8 protein-coding genes are annotated in these 13105 nt (G+C 25.3%); all 8 read left to right on the top strand.

Annotated elements, in window-relative coordinates; genetic code table 4:
* Positions 1 to 7: 7 nt before the first annotated feature.
* The 8 genes from AXW82_RS01015 (at position 8) to AXW82_RS00985 (ending at position 13102) form a co-directional block, all read left to right on the top strand.
* Positions 8 to 4693, top strand: coding sequence for a DUF4011 domain-containing protein (locus AXW82_RS01015; RefSeq protein ID WP_004794847.1), 4686 nt, complete (start codon positions 8 to 10; stop codon positions 4691 to 4693).
* 512 nt (positions 4694 to 5205) lie between these two features.
* Positions 5206 to 6555, top strand: coding sequence for an ATP-binding protein (locus tag AXW82_RS01010; RefSeq protein ID WP_060913324.1), 1350 nt, complete (start codon positions 5206 to 5208; stop codon positions 6553 to 6555).
* Between the two features lie 461 nt (positions 6556 to 7016).
* Positions 7017 to 7379: a BRO family protein gene (locus AXW82_RS03700; protein WP_223212182.1), complete on the top strand. Its 363-nt coding sequence runs from the start codon at positions 7017 to 7019 to the stop codon at positions 7377 to 7379.
* Between the two features lie 56 nt (positions 7380 to 7435).
* The gene (locus AXW82_RS03695) at positions 7436 to 7717 is read left to right on the top strand and encodes a hypothetical protein (protein WP_223212181.1); all 282 of its coding nucleotides are present in this window, start codon (positions 7436 to 7438) and stop codon (positions 7715 to 7717) included.
* 375 nt (positions 7718 to 8092) lie between these two features.
* Positions 8093 to 9028, top strand: coding sequence for a restriction endonuclease (locus AXW82_RS01000; RefSeq protein WP_060913323.1), 936 nt, complete (start codon positions 8093 to 8095; stop codon positions 9026 to 9028).
* 64 nt (positions 9029 to 9092) lie between these two features.
* Positions 9093 to 9440 carry a hypothetical protein gene (locus tag AXW82_RS03690; protein WP_004794853.1) on the top strand — a complete coding sequence of 116 codons (348 nt, stop codon included), beginning with the start codon at positions 9093 to 9095 and terminating at the stop codon, positions 9438 to 9440.
* Between the two features lie 7 nt (positions 9441 to 9447).
* Complete coding sequence (locus tag AXW82_RS00990; RefSeq protein ID WP_060913322.1) at positions 9448 to 10785, top strand: site-specific DNA-methyltransferase; 1338 nt, start codon at positions 9448 to 9450, stop codon at positions 10783 to 10785.
* Positions 10772 to 13102 carry a DEAD/DEAH box helicase family protein gene (locus tag AXW82_RS00985; RefSeq protein ID WP_004794857.1) on the top strand — a complete coding sequence of 777 codons (2331 nt, stop codon included), beginning with the start codon at positions 10772 to 10774 and terminating at the stop codon, positions 13100 to 13102. Before AXW82_RS00990 ends, AXW82_RS00985 begins: the two co-directional genes overlap by 14 nt.
* The last annotated feature ends 3 nt before the right edge of the window (positions 13103 to 13105 follow it).

Raw genomic sequence — 13105 nt, 5'->3', positions numbered from 1 at the left:
GAGAATCATGATCGATAAAGAAAAAAATGAAAAACTTATAAAAAACATTAATCATTGAAAAAGCAAGCTACTTGACTTATCTTTGAGGAATAAATCTCTAAATATCGGCATTGGTTTGAAAAAAACTATTCCAAATAAACTAAAAATAATTTATCCTGATTTTTATTCATTACTAGACTTATTTTATAAATCTGAAAAAGAAGTATTTCCATTCGGTGTTTATGACTCAATAAGGAAATATGCAGAAAACCAATTCGGTTTAGAAATTCTGTATTCACACGACTTAGATGACATCCAAGAACAAACAGATATTAAGAAAAACTATCTTTATCCAGAATTCGGAGAATCAGTTTTTTTAGATGCAATTAAAAAAATTGAGAAAAAAGCAAAAACATTCAAAGAAGAATATTCAATTGACATTGCTTATTTAACATTTGGTTTATTGAAATGATATGAATCTACAGATTCAAATGAGCCTAATTATGCCCCTTTAATATTTTATCCAGTAGAAATTAAAAAGGATAACAATACTTCAGGTTGAAGAATTACAAGAAAAACAGAGAATGATTTTACTCAAAACGAGACCTTAGTTCGTAAAATGAAAAATAGTTTTAACGCTGATTTTACATACGAGCCTTCAAATGGCAATATTAACGAAATATTTGATGAGTACTCTGAAAAAATTCTTAGTCAAATTGGTGATAAACGATGAGCAATTATAAAAGATGTGTATTTATCTACATTTGACTTCAGTAACATAAATATCTACAAAGATATCGAGCAAAATATTGAAAAAATTTCACAAAGTGACTTTTTCAAAAGAATGATTAGTTCAGAAATTGACCCATCAACCGATATTTCAGGTATTAATGAAACAAATATAAATGAAAAAATTTCTATTGAAAATCAGTTTAAAATCCTTAATTCAGACTCGTCACAAGAAATTGCTATCCAAAACGCTATTGAGGGAAAGAGTTTCATTTTGCAAGGTCCACCAGGAACAGGTAAATCACAAACAATTACTAACATTATTACAGAACTCATAACTAGAGGAAAGAAAATTCTTTTTGTAGCTGAAAAAAATGCTGCTCTTCAAGTTGTTTTCAATAATCTTAAAAAAATAAAATTAGAAAAATACGCAATCCCTATTCATGATGCTAAAGTTAATAAAAAAGAAATACTAGCAGATATTAACAAATCAATTGAAGAAGCTAAACTTTATGAGATTAATGACAACACTTTACAGATTTTGATTTCTAATTACGAAAAAAGTAAAGAACTTTTAGGAAAATATGGTGAAGCTTTATTAAGAAAAAGAGATCCTGAAAATAAAAATCTTTATGAATACATTGGAAAATATTTTAGTTTACAAGATTTTCCGAATATTAGATTTATCATCAATGATATAACAAGAATTAATAGTAAAGATTTTCAAAGTATTAAAAATAATATTCAAGCATTTGAACAATCATTAAAGAACATTGATTTTAATTTTAAGCAACATATATGATACGGTTTATTAAAGGAAACAATTAAATTCGATGAAAAAGATGATATTTTAGAGAGATTATTATTTTTAAAAAATAATTCAAAGAACATTGCTATTGAATTACAAAATTTAAATATTTCTGAGTACTCTGAAGATTTTAATGAAGAATTTGTTAAACATACCTTGAATTTAAACTATGTTGTAGATTTTATAGAAAAAAATAACATTAAAGATTTATCTAATTATTTAGGATCTGGTATTGAACAAGAAATTAGTAAATTAAAAGATATTATTAGCGCAATTAACGAAAGAGCATATAAATTCAATCAACAAGCTAAGAAATGAAGTAATTTAGAGTTTTTTGACAATAATAATGCAATAGAAGTTTATTTAAAATTAAAGAAAAACAAGAGTAATCCTTTTAAAGTGTTTTCTACTACTTGAAAAAAATATAGAAAATACTTTAAAAAAGCAAATCTAGTTTCTCCAGAATTAATTTCTGAAATAAATGTATTGGATGAAGCTAAAAAATTTGCCGAAATTAAAGAATTAGATATTAAGATTAACCAATCAGTAAATGAGTTAAATATCAATTTAGATGAATTGCAGATAAGTCATGTTAAAGAGATATTAGAAAAATTTGAACTACTTAAAGAAAATAAAGATAACATACTACCAATATTTGATAAGTATATAAAAACGCTCCATAAAAACAAAGAAGAAATGAAAAATCATATAAATAACCTTAAAAAGGTTTCTGAAAATATTGAATTTTTCATTTCATTATTTGACAATAACATTGTTAATTTTAAAAGAATGTCGTTAGAAGAATTTAATTCTAAAATAATTACATTATTAACAGGTATGGATTCAGTAAATAGCTATATAAGTTTTATAAATGCTAAAAATAGACTTAGCAATTTAGGTCAAAGTTCTTTCGTTAATGCAATTTTTGAAAATAGCATAGACAGTGATTTTGAAAATATCTTCCTTAGAAAATTTTATGAAAAATTAGTGGAATCTATTATTGAAAATGAAATGCCACATTTAGATTCTGTTTTATTAAACCAAAACGTTAATTTATTCAAGGAAAAAGATAAAGAAGCTAATATCTTAGCTAGAGATAAAATAGTTTTAGAAAACGACAAAAGAATTAAATCAAGCTTATCGTTCCCGGCAGCTAATAGTCAATACATGTTGCTTAAAAAAGAAAGTAACAAGACTCGTGCTATTATGCCTTTTAAACAATTTTTTGAAAAAGCACTTGAACTTATTTTAAATATTAAGCCTTGTTTAATGCTTTCTCCATTAACTGTAAGTAACTTCTTTAAAGATGTTGATTTTACATTTGATACCGTAATATTCGATGAGGCTTCCCAAATTAGACCTGAAAGTGCAATAAGTTCATTATTTAGAGCTAAGCAAGTTATTGTCGTTGGTGATAAAGAGCAAATGCCACCTTCAAACTTTTTCTCATCCGCAGAAAATGAAGAAGGTTTTCTTGAGGTAGAGGACTCATCTGATAACTTTTCTGATGGATATGATTCACTTTTAAATTTAGCAGAGGCTAGCTTAAATTCAATTAGATTAAAATGACACTACCGTTCAAAATTTGAAGAATTAATCTATACTTCAAATAAAGAGATCTATACAGATTTAATAACATTCCCTAATTCTAAATCACCAAAAGAATTTGAAGGACTAAGATTTATTCACGCTAATTCTAATGAAAGAATTTCTGAGACAAATAAAACATTTGAAGAAGCTAAAAGGACTATAAAAAGCATTATTGAAAAATATCAAAATAAATATTCAATTGGTGTTGTAGTCTTTAATTCAGAAATCTTAAATCAATTTGAAAAAGAAATGGATAAATTTATTTTTGATAATCCTCACTTAAAGTTCTATTTTGATGAAGATAGAGAAGAATCATTTTTTATAAAAAATATCGAAACAGTTCAGGGTGATGAAAGAGATATAATATTATTTTTATTAGATAATAAGAGAAATGCCAACGGTGAAGTTAGTGTGCATTTTGGAGCCATAAACAATAGTGAGTCAGGTTATAAAAGGCTTAATGTTGCTATTTCACGTGCTAAAAAAGGGTTAATTCTCATTTCTTCATTTAAGAGCCATGAAGTTGGTTGATTTAGAAGTGAACAAAGAGGTGTTAAGCTTCTTGAAAAATTCATGAAGAATGCAGAATATGGAATAAATACTTTAGAAGACCTAAAACAAACAAATGGTGGTATTGAATCATTTTTTGAACAGCAAGTTTATGATAAATTAACATCACAAGGATTAATTTTAAAAACTCAAGTTGGTTCATCTGGATTTAGAATTGACTTAGCAGTTGTTCACAAAAATAATCCAAATAAATATATATTAGGTATTGAATGTGACGGAGCAACTTATCATTCTTCAAAAAGTGCACGTGATCGTGATAGACTAAGACAAGAAGTATTAGAAGCAAGAGGTTGAAAAATTCATAGAATTTGATCAACTGATTGATTTAAAAACCCAGAAGAACAAGTTAATATTATTTTAAATAAATTACAAGAACTATATAATAATCCTAATTCGGCAGATATTGAAAACGATAATGAAATTGTTGTTAAGTCATTCACTAAGGAATTAGAAAACCAAGAGAGTCAACAAGAAATTTTTGGTGCATTTCCTAATATTGATGATTTCATTGCAAAAAATAGTTATCAATTTATTAACTCATATGAAGGTGAAAAATCTAGAATAATAAGCGAATTATTTGCAATGGTAGGAGCAATTAATTATAAAAGTTATGAAGCAATTATCAAGAAATTAATGCGTGAAGAACGTATAACAAATGATATAAAATACCTTGCAAGTAGGTTATCGAAAAATATCGCAGTTAAGGATGAATTTTTATTTATCGTCCCAACTTCGCCAGACTTTAAATTTAAATTTAAAGAAAGTCTAACAAAAGAAACAAAACGTTTATTAAATGAAGTTCACCCATATGAACTGCGTGATTTATTTATAACTATTTTAGAAAATTCAAAGATGTCAATTAGCTTAAATGACTTTTGCAGAGAACTATCAAACAGAATTCAATCACAAGTATCAACTCTTCAACAAAAAACTTATGTACTCAACATATTGAATGAGATGGCTGAAGAAAATATAATTCAAAAAGTAGATGAAGATGTATTTAAAGCTAAACTTTAGATTTTTATAACATTTGAATTCAAAAAACTACCAAAATCAAATGGTAGTTTTTTGAATTGCAAAATTAACTACAATATATAAATTTTCTTTTGATTTATTAAAAAGCATTGCATTGTATTTTTCAAATTAATGTATAAGTAATTAGCAAAGATTTTTTCTAAAAATAATTTTATTTAATTAGAGTTGAATAAAAAACAAAAATGTATATACACAAAAATTGTTAAACAAACTAACTCAAAGGAAAAATGTTGGATATGATAACAATGAAAATCAAACAATATTTCATGAGTTTTAATAAGAATTTTGCCCGTTGAGACTAAGCACAATTAAATTCTTATATTAATAATAAGTAATATGGATATTTAGCTTAAAAACCTTTTGATACCTTTTGAATGGTTTTATGCTTAATATACTAAAAAAAGAACTAATATTATGAAAAATTGAAACCTGATTTTTGTAATAATTATTATGTAATGTTTAATAAATTTATCAACAAAAGGAAAAGTAAAATTATGGAAGATAATAAAATTGAATATAAAATTGATATACCAGAAAAACCAAGCAAATTAAAGGGAGAAATAGTTTCATTTTTAAATACTGAAGGAGGAGAAATACATTTAGGTGTAAGGGATGATGGAACAATAGATCAAGAAATTATAGAAGCAAAAAGACAAGAATGGGAGCAAAAATTATCAAATTGAATATTTGATGCATTTAGTCCTAATGCTACAAATTTAATTCAAATTTTACCGAACGAAATACCTTTTAAAATAAAGGTATTAGAAGGAAAAAATAAACCATATTTTTTTAAAGAAGGAGAAGGTTTTAATTCCAAAGGAATTTTTATTAGGGTTGGTAGTACAAAAAGATTAGCAAGTTTAGAAGAAATCCGAAGAATGATTAAACAAAACTACGCAAATGATTTTGAATCTGAATCAATAAGCATTAAAGATTTAAGTTTTAAATATATTGAAAATAGATTTAAAGAAAAGGGATTGAAATTTGATTTATATGCTTTATCATTGATTAATAAGGATAACATTTTTAATAATGCAGCATTGCTTTTGAGTGACCAAAATCCAACAATTAGCAAATTTGCTGTTTTTCAAGGTAAGGATGTTAGTGTGTTCCTTGATAAAAAAGAGTTTTCAGGTTCTATTTTAAAGCAGCTAGATGAAATTTTGTATTTTGCAAGTTTATCAAATAGAAAAAGAATTACTATTTCTGAAAAACCGGATAGAGATGAATATTTAGATATACCAAAAAGAGCATTAAGAGAAGCAATAGTAAATTGTTATTGTCATAGAGATTATACGCTAACTGGGGATATCAAAATAGAGTTTTATGATGATAGAGTACAAATTTATTCTCCTGGAAGTCTACCTGATGGATTGACTTTAGAAAATATAAAAATGGGAATGGTTGCGAAAAGAAATAAGATAATAGTTAATGCGTTAAGTAAAATTGATGTTATAGAAAATTATGCATCTGGTGTGAGAAGAATTTTTGAAGATTACCTTAACTTTGAAAAACAACCAGATTTTTATGTTTCAAATAATGGAGTAATTGTTACATTATTTAATCGTAATTATGAATGTGCAAATGAGGGTCAAAATGAGGGTCAAAATGAGGGTCAAAATGAGGGTCAAAAAAGAAAAGCTGTTAAACACAGAATACCACACAAAAGAAGAGAAAGAATTTTAGAATTGATAAAAGAAAATGATCAAATAACTTCAACAGTAATTAAAAATATGCTAAGAGTATCCCAAGCAACCACTGAAAGAGATCTCGCTATATTAAAGAATGAAGGGAAAATAGAATATATAGGTAGTGCGAAAAAAGGGTATTGAAAACTCAAGTAAGAAACCTAAATTTCTTAATTTTGAATTAATGTTAATATTTTTTTATAAATACTTTCAATAAATTAAACAGATATTTTATAAATAATTATCTTTAGTACAAAATTTATGATTTTTTAACAAATCATTTGATTAATTTACCATTTAAAATATTTTTTTATTTCAACTAATTCTTTATTTAATAATATGTAATAATTGTTATAAGCATTAAAACCTAATAGAATTCATATTTTGACTTTAACTTAAAATTTTGTACGCTTAAAACTGATATCATATTTTTTATTTTTGCAATCTAATAGAAAAAAATAGCGAAATATACAATATATAAAGTATGAAAAATGAATAAAGAAATAAAATTGTTTGAAGGGAATTAAATACGGTCAGTTTGAGATAATGATAAAGAAGAGTCATATTTTTCAATAGTTGATGTAGTAAAAGTGCTAACTCAAAGCGAAAATCCCTAAGTGTATTGGAGAGTAATAAAAAAGAGATTAAAAGATGAAGGAAATGAAACCGTTACAAATTGTAACAGTTTAAAAATGAAAGCATTAGATGGAAAAATGAGAAGTACTGACGTATCCGACATGCAAGGTATTTTTCGTATTATCCAATCTATACCATCACCTAAAGTTGAACCATTCAAGATGTGACTTGCAAAAGTTGGTAAAGAAAGAATTGACGAAATAATTTACCCTGAACTGATAATAGATAGAGCGTTAGAAACTTATCTTAAAAAAGGCTATACAAGAAAATGAATTAATCAAAGATTACAAGCTATACAAGTTAGAAAAGAATTAACAGAGACACTTGACAAGATCACGGTGTAAAGGAAGGGAAAGAGTGTGCAATTATAACAAATGAAATTACGAAGGCGTGATCAGGTGTGACTGCTAGAGAATATAAAGATTATAAAGGACTTAAGAAAGAAAATTTAAGAGATAACATTACAACTACTGAACTTGTCTTAAATATGCTTGCAGAAACCGCAATAAAAGATATAACTAATGCAACTAACCCTTTTGGTTTAGAAGAGAACAAAAAAGTATCTAAACGTGGATGTAATATTGCAGGTGATGCTAGAAAAGAAATAGAAAGAGAAATAGGTCAAAATGTAATTACATCTAAAAACATTATTGACTTAGGGAAATTATTATTAGATGTTTAAAAAACTACAAATAAAATGGTAGTTGATAAAGAAAGCGTAAAAAAGAAATAAAGTAGCAATTTATGTATTGAATAAAATCTGTTGTATCAAAATCATTAAATAACTTTAAAAGTAATTAAAAAAGATTTTAAAGTTTAAATAAAAATTTAAATTAATTTTTCAATTATATTTAACATGAAGAAATATTTGTATAAAATGGTACAATTTAAATAAGTAAATAAAACAAGATAAATTTATTAAATAAATGTAAAGCCCCAATTAATTAAGTTTATTTTTTATTAATGATAAGAATTTTATTTTGTCTTATTAAAATTTATATTAGAACTGTAAAATAGTTTTTAAAATGTTTGAAATTAATATATTAAAGGAGTTAGGATGAAATATGAAAAATTAAGCAGAGACGAACAAATATCTCATTTAATTAAATATATTATCGAAGTTCTTCAGGGTGCTGGGGGTCAATTAGATCGTTCAGAAATACGTAATAGAATAAGCGAAATTGATGATGATATTGCAGAATTTGAACAAAAAATGTATATTTCTAAAAAAACAGGAAATATGTATAAGAAATTTGATTTTGCATTTAATATCGCAATGAAAGAGTTGTTATATGTTGGTTTTATTTTTTATATAAAATACAAACCACAAACTACACTAACCGCAATTGGTGCAAAGGTAAATTTATCTAATTTTGATCCAAAATTAGAAGTGAGAGATAAGGCAAGTGTTTATTGAGAAGAATTTGCAAGTAAGAGAAAAAATGATTACAATAATCAAGAAATAGCTAAAAATAATTTTAATAAAAAAGAAATAACTGAAGAAGAAGAAACAGCAGCAGAGGAACATCAAGATGTTCTTGGTCTTAAATTACAAGATGCAATTGCTAAAATGTCACCATCTAGATTTGAAAAATTTTCTAGAGCTCTTCTCACTAAAATGGGCGTGGAGTTTAGTGATAAAGAAGGTATACAAATTTCTAATGATGGAGGCATTGATGGTCTTGGGTATCATAAAGATGATAAAGACTTTAGAACAACAAGAGTAGTTATTCAATGTAAAAGATTTAATAAAAATCCAGTAACTGAACCAGATATCAATCAATTTCTTGGGGCAATGAATAAATTTAAAGCTGATTATGGAGTTTTTATTACAAATAGCAGATTCACAAATGCGGCGCGCAAAGCATCAAGAGAAGGTACTCCAATTACATTAATTGATGGGAATGAACTTATTAAACTGATTATTAAATATGAATTATTTTTAGATCAAATTACAACTTATGAATTACAAGATTTTTATTTCGAAGATTAGAGTTTTGTTATTGAAAACTCACACATAATATAAACAATTTTAAATAAGTAAATAAGGAGGAATAGTGACTTTACTTGATAAGTTTAAAGGTTTAATTGATGAAATTTCATCAAAAGAATTAAACCAAGATCAAAAAGATTTAGCTATAAGGATTTTAGAAAAATTCGAAGATAAAGATTTGGAATATGTTTTTCAATTTATAGCACAAAGAATAAAAACTGGATTTAGATTTGATTCAGCACCTGAATCAAATTCTCAAACTATTGCATTATTAGAAAAAGATGACAATCTTAGTTTTGTTTTAGATGAAAATAAAACAAAAGAAAATACTTTAATAATAGGAGAGAACTATGATGCACTAAAGAACTTATTGCTCATAGAGAGAGAGAGAGAGAGCTGGCGCGCCAGCTAAATACGATTTAATCTATATTGATCCTCCTTACAATACAGAAGCAACAAAAAATGATGGAAATTCCATCGCAAATGATAAAGAAAATGTTCAAGCAACCAAATTCGTTTATAGAGACAAATACTCTCGAAATGGTTGATTAAATTTAATGAATGAACGGTTAAAACTAGCTAAAGAACTTCTCAAAGATGATGGAGTAATTTTTGTATCAATTGATGATGCGGAACAAGCTTATTTAAAAGTTTTAATGGATGAAATTTTTGGTGAAGAAAATTTTATTGCTAATTTTATTATTGATAAAACAGCTCAAGGCGCAAATAACTCTCAAAAATTTAAAACACAACATGAGTATTGCATTCTTTATAAAAAGCATTATGTTTCATCTTTGAATGCCCAAGAACTAATAAATATAGATGAGAAAAAATATAAATTTAGGGATGAAAAAGGTTTTTATGCAATAACAAATAGTTTTGACTCAATAAATTCGCCATTATCACAAAATAAAAATAGAGGATATACAATTTATTTTAATGAGTTAAAACAAGACATTATTTTAAGAGACGAATATGATGTACAAAATAATAAGTTTAGAGATTATGATAATGAATTAATTTCTAAAAATTATGTGCCTATAAGACCAGGAATAAGAAATAAAATTCAGTATCCATGGAACTGAAGCAAGGAAAGATTTTTAAGAGAGCATGATAAAGAACTTGTTTTCAAAAATAAAAATGGGGAATACACAATTTATCACAAAAATAGATTTACAAGCTACATTACTGATACAACTATAAAAAAATTTGATACAAGAAAATTTGGGAACAAAATACTTAATGATATTCTTAATTCTAAAAAATTTCAATATCCTAAATCGACAGAAATGTTAAAGTGAATATTAACAAAGCATATTAACAAAAATGCAAAAGTATTAGATTTTTTTGCTGGTTCAGGAACAACAGCTCACGCCGTTTTAGAACTTAACAAAGAAGACGGAGGTAACAGAACATTCACCCTTGTAACAAATAACGAAAACAACATTGGTATAGATGTAAATTATGAAAGACTATACAGAATAAATCATGGGATAGGATCAAAAGGAGAAACTTTTGAGTGAACTAACAAAAACGAACCATATAAATCTAATTTAAATGTTTATAACATAAAATATTATGATATTAGTTTATTTAATAATATTGATGTTAAAGAAATTGTAAAAGAATTAATTAAATTATTAAAAGATTTTGGAGTGAATTCGCTTAGTGAAGAAAGTGAAAAAGATTATACTAATTTATTAAATTCATTATTATCATTAAAACCACAATTAAAGGAAAATAATGAATCTAACTAATTCTCAATCTCGTGTAATTAATGCTTTGGTTAATAAAACACTTAATAGTATAGAATCAAATATTCCTGATGCAACATATTTTAAGGCACCAACTGGTTCAGGTAAAACTTTTATGATGCTTAATTATGTTGACCAATTAATTGAATGAAGTAAATTAGAGAGTGACCAAAAACTTGTTTTTGTAATAGTTACCTTATCAAGTGCTGAATTACCAAAACAAATGGAAGAGAGTTTTAAAAGTTATAAAGAATATCTTTTGAACAAGGATATTCAAATTGAAAGAATTGAAAGCCCATCAAATGTAGCCAAAAATTCTAAAATAGAAAAAAATTATCAATTTTTTGCTAAAGAAAATCATTTATATATAATGGGTGGAGCTTCTTTTAGAAAAAACTCTATTTTATCAGAACAAGGATCGATAGAATCTTTTTTAGGAGAAATTAGATTAAACGGATATAAACTAATTTATATACGTGATGAAGCGCATATTGGTGCCGAAGTCAAAAAAACTAATCAATATGAAAAGAATTTTGAAGAAAAAATGCAAAATTCTGCTCATTTTATTGTTAAAATGACTGCAACACCAAAAACCGACCATGATTTAATTGAATTAACTGAAGATGAATTGCTTAATGATAGAGTTCAGTTGTTAAAAAACAAGAAATATTACAACAAGAATATTAAAGACGGTAGTTTATTAGATAATGAAGTTATTTTACAAAAAGCATGTGAAGAATTTAAAATAATAAAAGAAAAATATAATGATAATATTAATGAACCTGGATTAGTTGGAATTAACCCTGCTATGCTTATTCAAGTTGATAATGATAGCTCTGATAAAGAAAAAAGTTTAATTTTTGACCAAAACATTGATTTAATTATAAAAACATTAGAAAAAAATAATTTATCATGAGTAAAATATTTTGATCAAAATAACAAAGATAGTAATTTAAGACATAAATCAAATTATTCGCTAAGAGACATTTCCAAAGATTCATCACCAGTTGATGTAATTATTTTTAAGGTAGGTCCAGCCACAGGATGAAATATTCCTAGAGCATGTATGTTAGTGCAACTAAGACATGTTTCATCAAGTAATTTAAGTATTCAAACAATTGGAAGAATTAAAAGAAATCCATTTCCTGAATTTGATTTCCATGAAACATCTGTTGCAAAAAATTATTATTTATATAGTAATGTAAATATTAAAGAAGAATCTTCAAAATCTTTTATTTTAAAAGATAAATTTATTTCTGAGGAATTTGTTTCAGGAAGTATTGAATTAAAATATAAAAACAAACTAATTGACGAAGAAGTTTATAGTAACGAAATTCTAAAAGAACTCCAAAATAAAAATCATTTTAATAAGGAAGTTTTTATCCAAAAAAGTATGTCAATTAAAAATGAATTTAATGAAAATGGGTTTATCATAAGTGAATCTAAAACTTATGGTAAAAGCTTGTTTGTAAGTAGCAAAATTTATAATCTACTTGAACTTGAAATTTATAATAAAAAATCATTTTATCAATTCAAGAAATACTTAACTAGCAGAATATTAGAATTTGTTTGAAACTTTTATGAAATGAATCTTAAAAAAGAAATCAACAAACATATATTTTGGTTTATTTTCATTAAAAGATTCGGTGATCTATTGAAAAAAAGATATAATGATCAATTTGAAAAAGAAATACTAGATAATTCAATTATTTATAAACTAGATGAAAATAATCTTTTACCAACTTACATGAATGAATATGGAAGTAGCGAAAGCAAAATAAACTCAAATAGCGAATTTGCATACAGAGATAATTTATCAGAAGAAATCGAATTTAGATTAGATTCAAATTCAGAAAAATTATTTGTTAAAGAACTTAAAACTGTCATTAGGAACAACAAAAATGTAAAAGTTTGATCAAAAAACCCAGTTAATAATGGAGTAAATTTCCAATATATAACTAGTGAACTAGAAGTGGCTAACTCATATCCGGACTTTTTAATAAAAAGTAATGATCACTTTGTTTATTTAGAAATTAAAACCTACAATAATGATATAGATGAAGATAAAACTAAAAAACTTTATCAAGAGTATTTGAATTACATAAAACAAAATAAGAATAATAATATTAAATTAACTCTTTGTATTTGTTTAGTTGAACAAAAAAATGACGAAGCTAATTTCTATTTTGCAGGCGCAAGTACAATAACTTCTCTAAATGAAAAGTTACAAGAAACTAAAAGTAGTTCTGCAAAATTACACGATAAAATTAAAAGTGATTACTATTTTTCATTGAATGAAATACTAAGTTGAAATAAATAAAAA

Origin of the sequence: Mycoplasmopsis canis PG 14 (assembly GCF_001553195.1) — a bacterium.
GTDB lineage: Bacteria > Bacillota_I > Bacilli_A > Mycoplasmatales > Metamycoplasmataceae > Mycoplasmopsis > Mycoplasmopsis canis.
Note: the sequence above shows the minus strand (reverse complement) of the source record. Positions and strands in the feature narration are given on the sequence as shown.